Annotated in this window: 16 protein-coding genes; 4 read left to right on the forward strand and 12 right to left on the reverse strand. The window is 67.2% G+C overall.

All coding sequences use genetic code 11. The features are described from left to right. Positions 1 to 5: 5 nt before the first annotated feature. Positions 6 to 872 (reverse strand): UTP--glucose-1-phosphate uridylyltransferase GalU, encoded by an 867-nt coding sequence (gene galU / locus QLH51_RS02270; protein ID WP_125655256.1) that lies wholly within the window; start codon positions 870 to 872, stop codon positions 6 to 8. Positions 873 to 1,035: 163 nt separating this feature from the next. Here galU and QLH51_RS02275 point away from each other — a divergent pair, with 163 nt between their 5' ends. Further along, positions 1,036 to 1,818: a metallophosphoesterase gene (locus QLH51_RS02275; protein WP_125655254.1), complete on the forward strand. Its 783-nt coding sequence runs from the start codon at positions 1,036 to 1,038 to the stop codon at positions 1,816 to 1,818. Between the two features lie 279 nt (positions 1,819 to 2,097). Here the strand turns inward: QLH51_RS02275 and QLH51_RS02280 are convergent, their stop codons facing one another. The 7 genes from QLH51_RS02280 to QLH51_RS02310 all read right to left on the reverse strand — a co-directional run bounded on the left by QLH51_RS02280 (position 2,098) and on the right by QLH51_RS02310 (position 8,944). Beyond that, on the reverse strand, positions 2,098 to 2,334 hold the full coding sequence (locus QLH51_RS02280) for a hypothetical protein (protein WP_206428854.1): 237 nt from the start codon (positions 2,332 to 2,334) through the stop codon (positions 2,098 to 2,100). A 219-nt stretch (positions 2,335 to 2,553) separates the two neighbouring features. Further along, positions 2,554 to 3,591: a M48 family metallopeptidase gene (locus QLH51_RS02285; protein ID WP_125655252.1), complete on the reverse strand. Its 1,038-nt coding sequence runs from the start codon at positions 3,589 to 3,591 to the stop codon at positions 2,554 to 2,556. 105 nt (positions 3,592 to 3,696) lie between these two features. Beyond that, a complete protein-coding gene (locus QLH51_RS02290; protein ID WP_125655250.1) occupies positions 3,697 to 4,320 on the reverse strand; it encodes an FKBP-type peptidyl-prolyl cis-trans isomerase in 624 nt (207 codons plus the stop codon). A gap of 94 nt (positions 4,321 to 4,414) precedes the next feature. Further along, positions 4,415 to 4,621: a 30S ribosomal protein S21 gene (rpsU, locus tag QLH51_RS02295; protein ID WP_125655248.1), complete on the reverse strand. Its 207-nt coding sequence runs from the start codon at positions 4,619 to 4,621 to the stop codon at positions 4,415 to 4,417. Positions 4,622 to 4,743: 122 nt separating this feature from the next. After that, entirely contained in the window at positions 4,744 to 5,133 is a 390-nt protein-coding gene (locus tag QLH51_RS02300) for a response regulator (RefSeq protein ID WP_125655246.1), read from the reverse strand. Between the two features lie 62 nt (positions 5,134 to 5,195). After that, positions 5,196 to 7,322 (reverse strand): ATP-binding protein, encoded by a 2,127-nt coding sequence (locus QLH51_RS02305; RefSeq protein WP_164516069.1) that lies wholly within the window; start codon positions 7,320 to 7,322, stop codon positions 5,196 to 5,198. 347 nt (positions 7,323 to 7,669) lie between these two features. Next, positions 7,670 to 8,944, reverse strand: a complete 1,275-nt coding sequence (locus QLH51_RS02310) for an EAL domain-containing protein (protein WP_164516068.1) — start codon at positions 8,942 to 8,944, stop codon at positions 7,670 to 7,672. A 455-nt stretch (positions 8,945 to 9,399) separates the two neighbouring features. On the opposite strand from QLH51_RS02310, the gene cysD reads away from it, so the two are divergent. The 3 genes from cysD to QLH51_RS02325 all read left to right on the forward strand — a co-directional run bounded on the left by cysD (position 9,400) and on the right by QLH51_RS02325 (position 13,074). Then, positions 9,400 to 10,317, forward strand: coding sequence for a sulfate adenylyltransferase subunit CysD (gene cysD, locus QLH51_RS02315; RefSeq protein ID WP_241217865.1), 918 nt, complete (start codon positions 9,400 to 9,402; stop codon positions 10,315 to 10,317). 118 nt (positions 10,318 to 10,435) lie between these two features. Further along, a complete protein-coding gene (gene cysN / locus QLH51_RS02320) occupies positions 10,436 to 12,355 on the forward strand; it encodes a sulfate adenylyltransferase subunit CysN (RefSeq protein ID WP_125655235.1) in 1,920 nt (639 codons plus the stop codon). Next, positions 12,352 to 13,074, forward strand: coding sequence for a 3'(2'),5'-bisphosphate nucleotidase CysQ (locus tag QLH51_RS02325; RefSeq protein WP_241217864.1), 723 nt, complete (start codon positions 12,352 to 12,354; stop codon positions 13,072 to 13,074). The genes cysN and QLH51_RS02325 overlap by 4 nt, the downstream gene beginning before the upstream one ends. Before the next feature lie 133 nt (positions 13,075 to 13,207). On the opposite strand, the gene QLH51_RS02330 is transcribed toward QLH51_RS02325, so the two are convergent. The 4 genes from QLH51_RS02330 to QLH51_RS02345 form a co-directional block, all read right to left on the reverse strand. Beyond that, a complete protein-coding gene (locus QLH51_RS02330) occupies positions 13,208 to 14,341 on the reverse strand; it encodes a sensor histidine kinase (protein ID WP_125655231.1) in 1,134 nt (377 codons plus the stop codon). A gap of 145 nt (positions 14,342 to 14,486) precedes the next feature. Next, a complete protein-coding gene (locus QLH51_RS02335) occupies positions 14,487 to 16,370 on the reverse strand; it encodes a putative bifunctional diguanylate cyclase/phosphodiesterase (protein WP_125655229.1) in 1,884 nt (627 codons plus the stop codon). Between the two features lie 198 nt (positions 16,371 to 16,568). Further along, the gene (locus tag QLH51_RS02340) at positions 16,569 to 17,225 is read right to left on the reverse strand and encodes a GntR family transcriptional regulator (protein ID WP_125655227.1); all 657 of its coding nucleotides are present in this window, start codon (positions 17,223 to 17,225) and stop codon (positions 16,569 to 16,571) included. Between the two features lie 31 nt (positions 17,226 to 17,256). Beyond that, entirely contained in the window at positions 17,257 to 18,255 is a 999-nt protein-coding gene (locus QLH51_RS02345) for a 4-hydroxyproline epimerase (RefSeq protein ID WP_125655225.1), read from the reverse strand.

Raw genomic sequence — 18,255 nt, forward strand, 5'->3', positions numbered from 1 at the left:
CCCGTTCAGCCCTGCGCCAGCGCGTCCTGCGCGAACGCACGCACTGCCGGACCGATATCGGCCCGTGCCAGCGCCAGCGCGATGTTCGCCTGCACCCAGCCGGCCTTGTCACCGCAGTCGTAGCGCTTGCCGTCGAAGGTGAAGCCGTGGAACGGCTGGTTGCCGATCAGCTTGGCCATCGCGTCGGTCAGCTGGATCTCGCCGCCGGCACCCGGCTCCTGCGAATCGAGGATCTGCATGACCTCGGGCTGCAGGATGTAGCGGCCGGGAATCATCAGATTCGACGGCGCCTTGCCCTTGGGCTTTTCGACCAGCGCGGTGACCTCGGTCAGCGGGCCGTCCTGCTTGCCGGGCGAGATGATGCCGTACTTGTCGGTCTCGCTGTCGGGCACTTCCAGCGCGCCGATGACGTTGCCGCCGACCTTTTCATAGGCTTCGACCATCTGCTTCAGGAATCCGCCAACCATCAGCTCGTCGGGCAGCAGCACCGCGAACGGCTCGTCACCCACGATTTCGCGCGCGCACCATACGGCATGGCCGAGGCCCAGCGGCTCTTGCTGGCGGACATAGACCGGGCTGCCCGGCTTCTGCCGGATACCCTCGATCAGGGCCATCGACTTGCCACGGGCCTTCATCGTCGCTTCCAGTTCGTAGGAAACGTCGAAATGATCCTCCAGCGCGCCCTTGCCGCGGCCGGTGACGAAGATGATCTGCTCGATCCCCGCTTCCAGCGCCTCTTCGACCGCATACTGGATCAGCGGCTTGTCAACAACGGTCAGCATCTCCTTGGGCATCGACTTGGTCGCGGGAAGAAACCGCGTGCCTAGGCCGGCGACCGGAAAGACTGCCTTGCGAACCTTCTTGATCGTCATCGCTTGCATCCCTGAAAATTGCTGCGCTGCAATAGAGCGCCGGTAGCGGATTGGCAAACCGACATTACGCCGCCGCGAAACGCCCGCCGACCCGCGCCGGGTGCATCCCCCGACCCGGTTCATTGAACGTGCAGCGCCTTTCGCCTAGACGCGGTCGCGCACCATGGTTTTTTCCCGGCTTTTCCGCAAACCCGCAATATCCGCTCCGCGCATCCCCGACGGCGAAATCGTCTATGCGATCGGCGACGTGCACGGGCGGCTGGACTGTCTCGAGGATTTGCTGACGCAGATCGACGCTGATCCCGATCGCGGCGACCGTCGGGTCAGGCTGGTGTTTCTCGGCGACCTGATCGACCGCGGCCCGGACTCGCGGGGCGTCGTGGAACGGGTCATGGCCCTGTGCACAGCCAGCGCGGACGTCACATGCCTGTGCGGCAATCATGAGGAACTGCTGCTGCATGCTGCCGAGGGCGCGCGACAGGCGCTCGGCATCTTTGCCCGCGCCGGCGGTAGGGAAACGCTGCTAAGCTACGGCGTCGATGCCGCGACCTATGAACATGCCGACCTGAAGGGCGTCGGACAGTTGACGCGTGACCATGTCCCGACCGCGCATCTCAACTTCCTGCGCACGCTCCCCGATCAGGTCGTGATCGGCGACTATGCGCTGGTCCATGCCGGCATTCGTCCGGGCGTGGCGCTGGACGAGCAGAAGGCGTCGGACCTGCGCTGGATCCGCGCGCCATTCCTCGACCATGGCGGGCGGTTCGAACGCTTCGTCGTGCATGGCCACACCGTCACCGCCGAACCCGATATCCGTTCGAACCGGATCGGGATCGACACCGGCGCCTATCGTAGCGGCCGCCTGACCGCGCTGGTCCTGCACGAGGACGTGCAGCGATTCCTGACTACTGCGCTTCCCGAAGAGGCCGGCGCAAGCATCGACTGATCGGGCCAGCCCGCCGCCGCGTATAGTGTGATGCGGAGACGTCGCTCCGGCGAAGGCTGGGGCCTGAACCGCCTCTTGCCGCGCGCTGTCGCTGGACGACGCCGACGTTCGCAAAATGAGGTTCGATCCGACGTGCATGAGCGGGCCTGCGACGGCTGAAGCCAGTCCGGCACCACGCGCGCCATCATGATCCGCGAATCACATCCACCTCAACGAAAAAGGGCGCCCCCGAAGGAGCGCCCTTTCTACCAATCGCAGCGCGGTTTCTCGCGCGAACAATCAGTTGCTGTCCGAGTCGCTGTCCGAGTCGGCGACGACGACGATGCCGGCGACGACGGCAGCAGCTGCCAGGATAGCGACGATGATGCCGCCGCCAGCCAGCTTCTCACCCTTGTCGGCCGAAGCCGAAGCGCGGGCAACGGACAGCTTCGAAGCGTTCGCAGCGTTGGCGATCGTCGGAGCAACGGTCATCGACACGGCCGAGGCCGCGATCAGCATCTTCTTGGCAAAACCCATTTCTACACTCCCTTGTAAAACTCTACGTCACGCCGCCTTTTGCACAGCGGCAGGCGGCCTGCAAGCTCAATCCGACCCTTCGCGACCACCCGTTGCGGGGGTTGGACGAGCAGCGACCGGACGGGTCTTTGGCCGGAAACCGGTTAACTTTCGCTTAGTTCCGACGCTCGAGCGATAGCGTATACGATGACTGTTGCAAACGGATATCAACAGGCGAGGCTATTCCAGCGGCCGATCGCGCGTCGCCAGAACCGGCGGAAGATATGGAACCGGCGCATTCGGTGGCAATGCAGCGATCTCCGCCGCGATCAATTCCGCCCGCCGTCCGGCCGACGAATGCGTCCGGCTGTGGAAGATCCCGCCGTCGATGCGAGCGCCCGGCCCCTTCCAGAATGCCACCGCCAGCGCCGGCTCCCAGCCCGCATTGCGCAACAGGTGTACGCCGAGGCGATCGGCATCGTCCTCGGTAGAGCGGAAGATGCGTCCATTCCGGCCAAGTTCACGCAGCAGCCCGCGACTGACCTTCGCCGCTTCCAGCCGGTCATGGTGACGCAGGATGTTGTGCGACAGTTCGTGCGCGACGACCACCGCCAGTTGCGGATCGGCGAAACGATCGAGGAACCGGCTCGATATCTGGACCAGCCGCCCATCGGCCACCGCATCGAGCCCGTCGCCGACCTTCAGCTCGAACAGCGTCCTGCACCCCGGCGACGCCGGGATCGTCACCGCACTATCGCGCCCCGCGCGGCGCAGCACCAATGGCAGCGGGCGATCGGCCGGCTGCGAATCGAGCAGCGCGACAAGGGCGTCGCGCGTGACAAGATGCCCGCCCCCCTTCGCCACCGGCACAGGGCGGCCGTTGACGCTGACGATCGAATCATCGGCGCGCACCCCCGCGCGGGCGGCGGCGCTGCCCGGAACGACGGCCTCGACCGCTACCCCGGTCGCGAAGCCGAAGACGGTGCGGGCGGTCGGCTGTTCGTCCACGGCATATTGATCGATCGCGTGAACGATCATGCCGGTCACCGGCGATTGCTCGCTACACAGCGGCGCGTTCGCCGTCGCCAGACGATACCCGATCGCCCCAAGGCGCAGATCGGCCGCGCGCAGCGCTTCGAGCGTGGCGACGTCGGCGGGGGGAGGTGGCACCGGGGCCGGGGCCGCGCCGATTGCGAGCAGCGCGCCGACAATCGTCGTGGTGCGATGGCGTCGCCATCGACCTGCGATGACATTGGGGGCACGGAAAACGAACGACATGCCGCCGCAATAGCATGAACGACGCAGGCAACGCGATGCCGGCCGGGCAAACGAAAACGGCGCCGGGAAACCCCGACGCCGTCGTCTCGATCGAACCGTGTCGGTTCAGCGCCCGGCGGGCGGCGGCATCGCGCCCGGCGGCATCGCCCCAGGCGGCAGGCCGCCGCCACCCTGCTGCTGCATCATCTGCTGCATCTGGAGCTGCTGGAGCACGGTTTCGGGAATGAAGTCGACCATCTCGACATCGAACACCAGCACCTGCTTCGCCAGCTTTTCCATCTCCGCCGGCATCGGCGGCGAGCCCGCCGGGCGCGGTGCGCCATAGCCCAGTTCCGGCTTCAGCCAGAAGCGATAGCGCGAGCCCTTCGGCATCAGCTTGAGCGCCTCGCCGAACCCGGGCACGACACTCTTGGGCGACATCGGCGTCGGACGCTGGCTCTGGTCGAACGTCGTGCCGTCGGTCAGCTTTCCGGTATAGTTGATCAGCGTGACGTCGGCATCGGTCGGCGTCGGGCCGCTGCCCTTGGCCAGCACTTCATATTGCAGGCCGCTGGCGGTCGTCACCACGCCCGCGCGCGATGCGTTGCCCGACAGGAACGAATCGGCGCCGCTGCGCGTGCCGGCCCAGGCGAACCCGACCGCCAGCAGCAGCGCAAGCACGATCCCGACCCAGATCCAGGTGATATGGCGCCCTTTGACGGGACGCAGCGGAACAGCAGTGACCGACATCGAAACCCCTTATGCCGCGGCGCTCGTGCCGCATCGCTTGGTACCAGCCGCCCTGCCGATCGCATACCGGCAAGGCATCAACCTGCGGAACGCCCTACCGGGCCCCGTCGCGCTCCAGTCGCTTGCGTTCCAGCTTGCGCGCGCGGCCGATGGCGGCGGCGCGCTCGCGCGCGCGCCGTTCCGACGGCTTTTCATAATGGCGGCGCAGCTTCATCTCGCGGTACACGCCCTCGCGCTGCAGCTTCTTCTTCAGCGCGCGCAAGGCCTGGTCGACATTATTGTCGCGGACGATGATCTGCATGAGTCGTGAGGCTCCGGAAAACATTTGCCGCGATGGAACAGGGTTCGCCGGAGCAGGGCCGCGGCGTGACGACTGCCCCCTATCAGCAGCACCGCCCCCGCGCAACCGAGCCCGCCCGGACGTCAGAACAGCAGGTCACCGCCGGCGCGACGGGCGAGGATGCGGCCGATCGCATCGAACAGCGCGTCCATCGCCACCGGCTTAAACAGCACTTCGTCGGCACCCAGCGCGATGCAACGCTCGGTCAGGTCGACCGCGGTGTCGGCGGTGACGACGATGATCGGCAGGTCGCGCTTGGCATCGCCTCGCGCCCGCACCCGGCGGATCACCTCGAACCCGTCCATGCCAGGCATGCGCAGGTCGAGCAGGACGAGGTCGAAATCCTCTTCGTCAATACGCTGCAAGCCGGCTTCGGCCAGATCGGCCTCGACCATCGTGGCCCCGGCCACATCGAGCATGTCGCGGACGACCCGACGGTTCATCGCGTCATCCTCGACGAACAGGATCCTCATGGCCGATGGGCCTGGATGGCCGGGTTGTTCTCAACGCTGCTCATGCTGCATCCGCTATCGCGCTATGCCGCACTGGACACAAGGGGAACCGCATGTGCACCGTCATCCTCATGGACGAACAATGCGGATATTAGTTGCGTAGCCGAAACAGGTTTCGTGAGCAAAGTCAGTGGCTTTGCGTCCGTATCGATCCGATCGCCCGGGCGCAGCATCACGACGACCGGCACGCTTCCCGGCCGAACCGCGTCCGCAAGCCCGGCCAGCGCACGCTGCGGCAATTCCGACGATCCCGCGAGCAACGCCATATCGACCAGCACCGCGCGCACGTCGTCCCGCCGCAGCCGTTCGTGCAGCGTCGCCGGATCGTCGACGAAGTCGATCGCGGCAACCCGTGCGGCGAAGAGCGTCCGCATCATGCCGCGGGCGATCGGATTGCGTTCGAGGACGACCAGTCGTCCCCCGGTCCCTGCCGGTACGCCCGGCGCCGCCACTTCGCCCGTCACCGGGACCAACGGCAGGTCGAGCGTGAAGGTCGAACCGCGCCCCTCGTCGCTGACGACGGTAATGTCGCCGCCCATCGCCCGCACCAGGTTGCGGCAGATGGTCAGCCCCAGCCCGGTTCCGCCGAAGCGCCGGGTCGTGCTGGTATCGGCCTGTTGGAACGATTCGAACACGTCCTCCAGCCGGTCGGGCGCGATGCCGATCCCGGTGTCCGTCACCGCGATCCGCAGCCGGTCGGCCGAGACCGCGACCGACAGCGCGACCGCACCGTCCTGCGTGAACTTCAGGGCGTTCGACAACAGGTTGAACAGGATCTGGCGCAACCGCACGGGATCCCCCTCGATCCAGCGCGGCACCTCTGCCATGTCGAGGGTGAAGCCGATCCCGCGGTCCTGCGCCTGTCGCCGCCAGGGCCGGGCAACGTCCTCGACGGTCGCGACCAGATCGGTCGGCACCCGCTCGACGCACAGATTCCCCGATTCCATCTTGGCAACGTCGAGAATGTCGTCGACCAGCGCCCGCATCGCGATCCCGGCGTCATGGACGATATCCAGCCGGTCGCGCATGTCCGGCGCCAGCCGGTCGTCGCGCAGCATCACCTGCGCCATGCCGAGGATGCCGTTGAGCGGCGTGCGGATCTCGTGGCTGGTCGTGGCGAGGAAATCGCCCTTCGCCTTCAACGCCTTTTCGAGCGCGACATTGGTGGCGGCCAGATCGACGTTGGCGCGGCGCACGGCGTCGCGACTGCGGCGGAGCGTCACGACCCCGACGACCAGCAGCACGATCAGCACCAGCACCGCGGCGGCGATGCTGCCGAACAGGATGCGTTCGAAGCGGGCACTGGCCCGTTCGAACGCGATGTTGCGCCGCAACTCCTCCTGCTTCAGCCGCGCGATCCGCAATTCCTGGTTCTGGAAATCGAACCGCGCCGACATGAGCGCGGTCTTGGTCGACGTCGTCAGTTGCGTCGCCTGCTCGTTCAGCCGGTCGAGCGCCTCGAGGTGCGCGAGCGCCTTCCTCGTCTCTCCGGCGGCGGAATATACGGCATAGGCGTTGCGATGGTTGTCGCGGGCCGCGAGCGGTGTCTTCTTCAGGTCGACCCCGGCGAATGCCCGGTCTACCAACCGGATTCCCAGCGCGCGGTCGCCGCGGGCAACAGCGATCCGGCCGGCCAGCGTTTCCAGCTGGTTGGCGACCGCCGTCACATTTGCCCGGCGCGCGATGGACATGCCCTGCACGATCGACTGCCATGCGGCGTCTTCGTCTCCTGCCCCCCTCTGCGCCCGTGCGACATTGCCGAGAATGCGCGCGGTGAACGCAGGGCTGTCGAGCCGGGGAGCCAATGCCAGCGCCCGCTTCTGATCGGCCAGCGCGTCGCGATACCGCCCTATCTCCGTCAAGACGTTGCCGCGGTTATTCAGCATCGAAACCAGCAGTAGCGGGTCGGCGGCATAGGTATCGATCGCCTGTCCGTAATACCGTAGTGCACCGGCGAAGTCGGCGCCTTGCCGGTACAGGGAGCCGATACTGAGCAGCGCCATGGCTTGACCGCGCTGGTCGCCGGTAGCCTGATAGGTCCGAAACGCCGCCTGATAGTCAGCCAGCGCCGAAGCGACATCACTGTCGTCCGAGGCGATATCGCCCCGGGTCCGCAAGATGTCGCCCTCAAGGGCGATCCGCGCGGGCATGGCCCGAACGATTGATAACGCGGTAGAAATCTTGCCGCGTGCCGTTGCGGCATCACCAAGTCGTGCGTGCGCCTCGCCCTGCAACCATAGGCCGGACGCTCGCAGTCGCGGTTCGCCGCCGCGCTGAGCCCGCGCTTCGCGTTCGATGTTTACGCCTTCCTGAAGAACGAGTTGCGGCTGCGTCGCAACCCTTCCTCGCGCGGCATCGAAGCGCTGTTCCAGCGTCCCTGCCTGACCAAAAGCCGGCGCAGTCGCCATTGCAAGCAGCAGCGCGGCAATGGAGAGGCTAAGGGATCGCGCGGTCATGCCCCTGGAATACGACCGTCACGGTTAACGGCTTGTAACCGTCAAGCCGTCTTCCACTGCCGTTCGTTGCGCAGAAACGTCATGCGCGGGCTGACCATCGCCGCCAGATGACGGTCTTCGGCAAGATAGGTCTGGAACGCCGCGAACTCGACCGGGCGGCTGATCAGGAACCCCTGCACCATGTCGCACCCCATCACCCCGAGCAGCGCCAGCGCGGCCGGCGTTTCGACCCCTTCGGCGGTGACTTCCATGTCGAGCGCATGGGCCAGGTCGATCGTCGAGCGGACGATCAACGGGTCGCGGTTGCTGCTGGTCAGCTGGGTGACGAACAGCTTGTCGATCTTCAGTTCGCTGGCCGGCAGCCGCTTGAGATAGGCGAGCGACGACAGTCCGGCGCCGTAATCGTCGATCGCCAGCGGCACGCCGATCTCGGCGAACGTCCGCAGATTGGCGATCGCGCTTTCGGGATCGCGGATGACCGCGGTCTCGGTGATCTCGAACCCGATCCTGGCGCCGCCGGCGGCGACCAGCGCACATGCGTCGCGGACGAAGCCGGCATCCGACAGCAGCATGCCCGAAATGTTAATGAAGATCGGGATGTCATGCCCTTGTGCCGCCAACATGCGCTGGTCGGCGATCCCGCGGCGGATGATCCACAGCGTCAGCGCCCCGATGATGTTCGACCGCTCGGCCGCTTCGATGAACGCGCCCGGCAGGATCAGCCCCCGTTCCGGATGACGCCAGCGGACCAGCGCCTCGGCGCTGACCACCTGTTGCTGTCGCACCCGGACCTTGGGCTGGTATTGCAGGAAGATTTGCCCGCTGGCGATCGCGCCGGGCAGTTCGCGCATCAGCTGGATCGGATCGTCGCCCGCCGCCGGATCGACGAGGTCGCGTACCACATCGGCCTGGATGTGCCGGGCGTCCACCAGCGCCTGTTCGGCGGCCTCGATCATCCGGACGTCGTCCGCTTCGGCCACCGGCACGCCGATGCCGCCGATTCGCAGCGACAACCGATACGATTCGCCGTCGAGGTCGAACGGCACGGTCATCGTGTCGCGGATGCGATCGACGATCGCCGTGCCGGCGGCGAACGATGCGCAATCGAACGTCAGCTCGAGCAGGTTCGCTCCGGCCGCCGATGCGCGCAGTTCCGGAATGGCGGCCGTAATCCGTGTGGCGACATCGTCGATCAACAGCCGGGCACGCGCGACGCCGACGCCGCGACGCAGCGACGTGAATTCTTCCAGCTCGCACAACAGGATGAAGCGGCAGGACGGCAATTGCCGCTGCAACAATCGCCGGTCAACGGCCATCGGAACCGTCCGCAAGGGACGTTGGCGACTCGCGATCCCCGCTAGCGGGGCGTGATCCGATCGGATGCGGGACATGGCGCGCCCGGACTAGCGCGAAAACTCCAAAGCATCGGTTAACGCCACCGACCGGTGCAAAGGCGCGTTAACCATGATTTCGATTTGGCTTGAGGTTAATTTTCCGTTAAGAAGATGCCGCGCTCCGGCGCAACCTGGGAGAAAGAAAATGCAGGCGTTTTTCGCTCTGTTCCGTGACAGCTACGGCGACGATCTTCGTCCGGTTTGAAACGGAACTGTGCCTGGGTCGCGCCGGTGCACCGGCCTGATCCAGGCACTTCTCATTCCCCGCGCCGACCGCCGTCGCGCGCCGCCATCGGCCGACGAAAGCTGAGCTGGCGTCTCCCCGCAGGAATAGTTGTTTTGTCGCGGCACCTGCGACCACTACCTGCGGTCGCAACATGACCGATATCGCGACCGATCGTCTCACCCATCTCGAACGCCTCGAAGCCGAGAGCATCCACATCCTGCGCGAGGTGGTGGCCGAGGCCGAACGGCCGGTGATGCTCTATTCGGTCGGCAAGGATTCGGCGGTGATGCTGCACCTTGCCAGGAAGGCGTTCTTTCCCGCGCCCCCGCCCTTCCCGCTGCTGCATGTCGACACGACGTGGAAATTCCGTGCGATGTACGACCTGCGCGACAAGGCGGCGCGCGATGCCGGCATGGAATTGCTTGTGCATCGCAATCCCGATGCGATGGCGCGCGGCATCAACCCGTTCGACCATGGCAGCCTGCACACCGATCTGTGGAAGACCGAAGGGCTGAAGCAGGCGCTCGACCAGTATGGCTTCGATGCGGCGTTCGGCGGAGCGCGGCGCGACGAGGAGAAGAGCCGGGCCAAGGAACGCGTCTTCTCGTTCCGCTCGGCCAATCACCGCTGGGACCCCAAGGCGCAGCGGCCCGAATTGTGGCACCTCTACAACGCCCGGAAAGCCAGGGGCGAATCGATCCGCGTCTTTCCGCTGTCGAACTGGACCGAGCTCGACATCTGGCAATATATCCTGGCGCAGCGGATCGAGATCGTGCCGCTCTATTTCGCAGCACCCCGCCCGACCGTCGAGCGCGACAGCATGTTGCTGATGGTCGACGACGACCGGTTCCGGCTATTGCCCGGCGAGGTGCCGGTCGACCGATCGATCCGCTTCCGCACGCTCGGCTGCTACCCGCTGACCGGTGCGGTGGAAAGCGAGGCGACGACGCTGTCGGACGTTATCAAGGAGATGCTGCTGACCACCACGTCCGAGCGGCAGGGGCGCGCGATCGATCGCGACGCCGGATCGGCCAGCATGGAAAAGAAGAAGCAGGAGGGATATTTTTGACGCGCCACGTCATGCGCAGCGTGACGAGGCGTCAACCCCGGCGCAGGCCGGGCCCCCCCGCCGCAAACATCCCCTCTATTTCAGGGAGACCCCAGCCTTCGCTGGGGTGACGGACACGATGAACGCCCCCACCTATACGCCCGATGCGCTGATCGCGAGCGACATCGACGCCTATCTCGCGCAGCATCAGACCAAGTCGCTGCTGCGCTTCATCACCTGCGGATCGGTCGACGACGGCAAGTCGACGCTGATCGGGCGGCTGCTCTATGATTCGAAGATGATCTTCGAGGATCAACTGGCCGCGCTGGAGAGCGATTCGAAACGCGTCGGCACGCAGGGGCAGGAGATCGACTTCGCGCTGCTGGTCGACGGCCTTGCCGCCGAGCGCGAACAGGGCATCACCATCGACGTCGCCTATCGCTTCTTCGCGACCGAAAAGCGCAAGTTCATCGTCGCCGATACGCCCGGCCACGAACAATATACCCGCAACATGGTGACCGGTGCGTCGACCGCCGACCTGGCCGTGATCCTGATCGACGCGCGCAAGGGCGTGCTGACCCAGACGCGGCGGCACAGCTACCTCGCGCATCTGATCGGTATTCGCCATATCGTGCTGGCGGTGAACAAGATGGATCTGGTCGGCTACGATCGGGCGGTGTTCGACCGAATCGTCGCCGATTACGCCGCATTCGCCGAATCGATCGGCATCGCCGGCTTTACCGCTATCCCCCTGTCGGGGTTCAGGGGCGACAACATCGCCGCCGCGTCCGCCAATACGCCGTGGTACGCCGGACCGGCGCTGATCGAGCATCTTGAAACCGTCGCACTGGACGGTGAGGTGGCGACGGCGCGGGCGTTCCGGCTGCCGGTGCAATGGGTCAACCGCCCCGACCTCGACTTTCGCGGTTTCGCCGGCCTGATCGCCAGCGGCACCATCCGGCCGGGGGATGCGGTGCGGGTGCTGCCGTCGGGCAAGACGTCGCGGGTCGCGCGCATCGTCACGATGGACGGCGACCGCGACCACGCCGTCGCCGGCCAGTCGGTCACGCTGACGCTGACCGACGAGATCGACTGTTCGCGCGGCGACGTGATCGCGGCGGCCGATGCGCCGCCGCAGGTCGCCGACCAGTTCCGCGCGACGATCGTGTGGATGGACGGCGAACCGCTGCTGCCCGGTCGCGCCTATTGGCTGAAGACCGGCGCAGGCACCGTATCGGCGACGGTGCAGAGCCCGCGCCACGCGATCGACGTCAACACGCTGGCCGAACTGTCGGTCAAGACGCTGTCGCTGAACGACATCGGCGTGGCCGACGTGTTCACCGATCGCGGCATCGCCTTCGAACCCTATGCCGAGAATCGCGACCTCGGCGGGTTCATCCTCATCGACAAGATCACCAACGCCACCGTCGCCGCCGGCATGATCGATTATTGCCTGCGCCGCAGCCAGAACGTCCACTGGCAGTCGATCGACATCACCCGCGAAGCGCACGCCGCGCAGAAGAACCAGTCGCCGCGCGTGCTGTGGTTCACCGGCCTGTCGGGATCGGGCAAGTCGACCATCGCCAATCTGGTCGAAAAGAAGCTGCACGCGCTGGGCAAGCACAGCTTCCTGCTCGACGGCGACAATGTCCGCCACGGCCTGAACCGCGACCTGGGCTTCACCGACGCCGACCGGGTTGAGAATGTGCGCCGCGTTGGCGAGGTCGCGAGGCTGATGGCTGATGCCGGTCTGATCGTGCTGACCGCGTTCATCTCGCCGTTTCGGGCCGAGCGCGATCTGGCGCGATCGATGCTGCCGCCGGGCGAGTTCGTCGAGGTGTTCGTCGACACCCCGCTAAGCGTCGCCGAAGCGCGTGACGTAAAGGGTCTCTATGCCAAGGCGCGCAGCGGGGCCTTGGCCAACTTCACCGGTATCGACAGCCCGTACGAACCCCCGATCGCACCCGACATCCATGTCGACACCACGCGCGAGACGCCGGAGGCCGCCGCCGAACGCATCGTCGAGCATGTGCTGGGCATCTGGGCGCCGGTGCTGTGAGCGACGACGCGCTGCTGGCGACCGCGATCGCGGCGGAGGCGGGCAAGCTGTTGCTCGCGATCCGGCGCGAGGGACGCGAAACCGGCAAGGCGCTGGGCGACCGGGCGGATGCGGAAGCGAACGCACTGATCCTAGAGCGGCTGCGTGCCGCGCGGCCGCAAGCGTTCGTGCTGTCGGAGGAGTCGGCGGACGACAAGGCACGCTGCGCGGCGGCACAGACCTGGATCGTCGACCCGCTGGACGGTACGCGCGAATATGCCGAGGGGCGGGACGACTGGGCAGTCCACATCGCGCTGGCAGTCGACGGTCGGGCCAGTGCGGGGGCGGTGGCGCTACCGGCGCTCGGCATCGTGCTGTCGAGCAGTCCCGCGCCGGTCGTGCCGCCGCGCCCGGCGCGCCCGCGGATGGTCGTCAGCCGCACCCGCCCCGCCCGCCAGGCGCTGGCGGTCGCGCAGGCGATCGACGCCGAACTGATCTCGATGGGGTCGGCAGGGGCGAAGGCGATGGCGGTGGTGCGCGGCGAGGCCGACATCTACCTGCATGCCGGCGGCCAGTACGAATGGGACAGTTGCGCGCCGGTCGCCGTCGCGCTCGCCGCCGGCCTGCATGCGTCCCGGATCGATGGGACGCCGCTCTATTACAACTGCCATGATACGTGGTTGCCGGATCTGCTGATCTGTCGGCGTGAGGATGCGGACCGGATCCTGTCGCTGATCTAGAGTCTGATCCACCCTGTTTGAACCGGGCGTCATCCCGGCGAAGGCCGGGATCGCCCGATGGTAGCGCGCAGCAGGAGCCGATGGAGACCTCAGCCTTCGCTCGGGTGACGTATCCATGCCGATGGATCAGACTCTAGGCCGCGGGAAGCGTCAGGATGGCGCGCGCGCCGTGGCCGGGGCCGTCGCTTTCGAGGCGCAGGCTGCCGCCCATCGCCGCCATCCAGTTCGCCGACCAGTGCAGCCCCAGCCCGCCCGACTTCGCGCGCCTGGTCGAATAGCCGCGCTGGAACAGCATCGGCACGGCTACCGGGTCGAAGCCATCGCCATCGTCGGCGATGACGACGCTCACCCCCCGCCCCGCCTCCGCCGTCACGGTTACGTCGATCCGTCCGGGCGCGAGCGGGCGCGCGGCGATCGCTTCGCCGGCGTTGCAGAACAGGTTGCCGATCACCTGCCCCAGGATCACCCGGTTGGCGCAGACCCAGACGGGTTGCGCGGGAAAGGACACCGCGATCGACTGTCCGTCGCCATAGCGCGCGATCGCCCCGTTGCGCGCGATCAGGTCGGTCACGTCGCAGCGTTCGAGCAGCGGCGGCTCGGCCGCGCCGTCGTGCGGCTGGCCGACGATCTCCAGCACGTTGGCGAGCGCCGTCCGCCCGGTTTCCAGCTGTGCCAGCCGTTCGAGGCGTGCCCGCGCCGCCGCATCGATCGCCGCCATGACATAGGCGGCGAGCTTTGCCCGGCGTTCGGGCGGCACATCGCCCCGCGCCAGTTCGCCGACCGCGCGCTCGATCGTCTCGCGTTCGGCGATCGGCGGCCGGGCGAGGCCGTGCGACAGGATCGCGCTGATCGGCGACAGCGCGTTGCGGACATTATGGACCAGCCCGGCGCGGCTTTCCGACCGGCCGAGGCGAAAGGCGTGCAGTTCGCGCTGGCCGGCGCGTTCCTGCTGCCTGGACAGCGCCGTATTCAGCGCGACGACCAGCGCGCCGATATCGTCGTCGCGCCGCTCGCGCGCGATCGATCCGGTCGCTTCGTTCAGTTGCCCCGCGATCCGCCGCAGCCGGGCGGACAGGCGCGCGACCGAGACGTGCAGCACGAGCAATACCACCGCCAGTACGGCGCCGCCCGTCAGGACCGACGACAGGTCCGCAAGCCCGAACAGGACCAGCGGCACGGCCGTCGCCAGCAACGCGACCACCCCCGCCGCCGCGACGATCGCCGTCAGCCTGCCATCCAGCGTCGGCCGGCGTCGCACCCGCGTCATGCGAAGCGCCGCGACGCCAGCGTCGCCCCGTGCCAATAGCGATCCGGAGCAGCACGAAACGATGGCTCGCGCAGGTCGCCCCGACCCCCCGCCTGCGCCGGGGCGCGATGCCGGGCGAGGCGCCCGTATCGTCGCGAAGGTCGCGTCATACGCCCGGGTCGTGTGCGATCGCCGGTCCCCCGCCCCGCGCGCGACACGCCATCGCCGTTGCCGCGGTACCGTCGATCGGCCGCGCGAAATAATAGCCCTGCAGATGCGAACAGCCTGCCAGCCGCAGCGCCTGTACCTGCTGTTCGGTCTCGACCCCCTCCGCCACCACCTCCAGCCGCAGCGCGCGGGCGAGGTGGATGATCGAATGGACGATCGCCGCGCTTTCGCGCTCGCGGCCCATGCCGTCGATGAAGCTGCGGTCGATCTTCAGGCAATCGAGCGCGAACTTGCGGATATTGTAGAGTGAGGAATAGCCGGTGCCGAAATCGTCGAGCGCGATGCGGAACCCCATCTGGCGCAGCCGGTACAGCGTATCGGCGGCGCGTTCGGCATCGTCGAAGATCGCGGTCTCGGTGATCTCGATCTGCAACCGGTCGGGCGCGACCCCCGCGCGCTGCACCTTCTCGATCAGATGCCCGACGAAGCTCGGCCGGCGGAACTGGCGCGGCGAGAAATTGACAGAGACATATTGCCCCGGCCACGACGCCAGCATCGCCAGCGCCTCGTCGAGCACCCATTCGCCGAGATCGTGGATGAGGTTCGATTCCTCGGCGATAGGCACGAAGGTCGCCGGGCCGATCTGGCCATGATCGGGGCTGTGCCAGCGCAGCAACCCTTCGAACCCGACCACGTCCAGCGTGTCGCGCGACACGATCGGTTGATACAGCAGCGCCAGTTCGTCGTTGGCGATGGCGTGGGTCAGCCCCTGTTCGACGCGACGGCGGAACCGGATCGATTCGTCCATGCTGTCGTCGAACAGCCGCACGACGCCGCGCCCCTGTCGCTTGGCCTCGTTGAGAGCGAGGTCGGCGCGGCGCATGATGTCGACCGATTCGCGTCCGCCGTCGGCGGCGACCATCATCACCCCGCACGATGCCGCGCCGCGGATCGGATGGCCGAACACCTGCAGATTGGTGGAACAGGCGCGCACCAGCCGTTCGCAGCGCATCACGGCATCGTCGGCGCTGTCGGCGGGGATCAGCACGCCAAATTCGTCGCCGCCCAGCCGCGCGACGAACCCGTCCTCGCCAACCTTTTCCGTCAGGATCGTGCAGATCGTGCGGATCAGTTCGTCGCCGACCAGATGGCCGAGCGTGTCGTTGATGAGCTTGAACCGGTCGAGATCGATCATCGCCATCGCGAAGCCGCCCTGCCGCCGGGCATGTTCGGACAGGATGCGCAGGAAGGCGAGCCGATTGGGCGCGCCGGTCAGCGTATCGCGGTTGGCGAGGCGGATCGCCTTGCTCTCGTTCGCGGCGAGTTCGCGCGCCTGTTCCTCCAGTTCCTCGATCTTGGCGGCGAGCGCGGCCCGGGTCGTGGCCAGCGCGCGGTCGGCATGCCAGCGATGCGACAGCGCGGTCGCGGTCTGCAACACTTCGTCGGCGGCGAACGGCTTGGCGATGTAGAACAGCCGGTCGGGCGGCCCGGCGACCCGCGCGATCTGCGCCGGCGAGAAGTCGGAATAGCCGGTGACGATCACGATCTGGATATCGGGATCGACCGCGCGGATCCGCCGCGCGGTCTCGCGCCCGTCGATCCCCGGCGGCATGCGCACGTCGATGAAGGCGACGGCGAAGCCCCTGTCGTCGGCGACGGCGCGCTCGACCGCGACGATCGCCTCCTCGCCCTGATGGACATGGATCAGCGCCAAATGGGGCCGATCGGTGTCGCGGCCATCCATCCCGGCGAACAGTTCGGCGGCCAGATCGGCCAGCGCATCGGTATCGGGCGCGGGCCGGAACGACATGCGATAGGATTCATGGACGGCCGGATCGTCGTCCACGATCAGGATGCGCGCCGATACTTCGTCCGTCTCCATGGTCCGTACACGCTGCCTTGTTGCGACGGGGGTCGCGAGAATTGCCCGGTCAGCGCGCGACGCGCGGTTTCGATCCGGCCGGGGGCAGGCGTTAAGCATGTTTGCGGGTCGGGCGGTGCCGGAACGCGGCAGGGTCGCAGCGTCTTGCGTGGTCCGAACATTCCGGTTCGCGCCGTGCCTTCCGCGGCGCCCGACCGGTCAGCGGTCGTTCGCCGACCCAAGCTGCATCCGCAGGTCGATGAGTGTCGATTCGATGTGGCGATGCAGCAGGCGATGCAGTTCGGCCTCATCGCGCTGCAACCACGCGTCGATCAGCAGCCGGTGTTCGAGATGCGCGCGATCCTCGCGACCCGCGGGCTCGAGATGCTTCACGACATAGCGTTCGGCAAGGAAGGCCAGCCGCTCGACCAGCTGCGTCGTCAGCGCGCCGCCGCCCGGCCGGACCAGCGCCACGTGGAAATTGCGGTTCCGCACCGCGACCTCGCCGAGGTTGGAGCGCGCCGCTTCGTCGAGGGAGTGGAATGCCGCGAGCGCTTCGTCCCGCTCGGCATCGTCGGCATAGAGCGACGCGCGCACGGCGGCGGCCGGTTCGATCGTCATCCGCAGCGCGAAGATCTCCTCGACCTGCCCCAGCGACATCGGATGGACCGAATAGCCGCGATTGGCCTGGCTGACGAGCAGCCCTTCCTGTTCGAGCCGGCCGAGCGCCTCGCGCAGCGGGATCTTGCTGATCCCCAGCTCGGCGGCCAGCGCGTCCTGCCGGATCGGCGCGTTCTGCGGCAGGACGCCGGTGATGATCCGGTCGCGGACGATTTCGAACACCCGTTCGGACAGGGTTCGCACGAGGATGCTCATCGCGGTGTCTCCCGGTGGCGGCAGGGCGTCGTCATTTTACTTCGAATCCCTGCCAGAACGGATCGACGCGATCGATCCAGATGGTGTTGAATCCGGTCGCGATCGCCGATCCCTCGATCGAGGGGATGATCGCCGCGCCGTCGCCCAGCGTCGTCGCCGCCTCGACCTGGCCGATGAAGCGGCTGCCGATGTAGCTTTCGTGGACGAAGCGATCGCCGACCTGCAAACGGCCGGTCGCGGCGAGCTGCGCCAGCCGCGCCGAGGTGCCGGTGCCGCATGGGGATCGGTCGATCGCGCCGTCGCCGTAGAAGACCGCGTTGCGCCCGTCGGCATCGGCGCCGCGCGGTGCATCGGCCCACAGGACGTGGCTGACGCCGCGGATGGTCGGATCGAGCGGATGGACCGGTTCGAAGGCGGCGCGAACCGCCGCGCGCACCGCGCGGCTGTGCGCGATCAGCGCCTCGGCCCCCAGCGCGTCGAGCCCGGCATAGCCGCCCTGCGGCTCGACGATCGCATAATAGTTGCCGCCATAGGCGACATCGACCGTCAAGGGCCCGAGCCCCGGCACCTCGATCGCGATGCCCCGCGCCGCCAGATAGGACGCGACGTTGGTGATCCGCACCGACGTCACCCGGTCGCCCTGCGTCGTATAGGCGATGTCGAGGATGCCGGCCGGCACCTCGACCCGCAGCCGACCCGGTATCGCCGGCTGGATGAGGCCGTGTTCGAGGCCGAAGGTGACGATGCCGATCGTGCCGTGCCCGCACATCGGCAGGCAGCCGGAGGTTTCGATGAACAGGATGCCGATGTCGCTGTCGTCGCGCGTCGGCGGGTAGAGGAACCCGCCCGACATCATCGCATGGCCGCGCGGTTCGAAGCACAACCCGGTGCGGATCCAGTCGAAGCGGGACAGGAAATCCTGTCGCCGCTCCGACATGGTCGCGCCCTTCACCAGCGGCGCACCGCCGACGACGAGCCGCACCGGATTGCCCGCGGTATGGCCGTCGATGCAGAAGAAGCTGTGCCGCAT

Origin of the sequence: Sphingomonas sp. 2R-10, assembly GCF_030062225.1 — a bacterium.
GTDB lineage: Bacteria > Pseudomonadota > Alphaproteobacteria > Sphingomonadales > Sphingomonadaceae > Sphingomonas.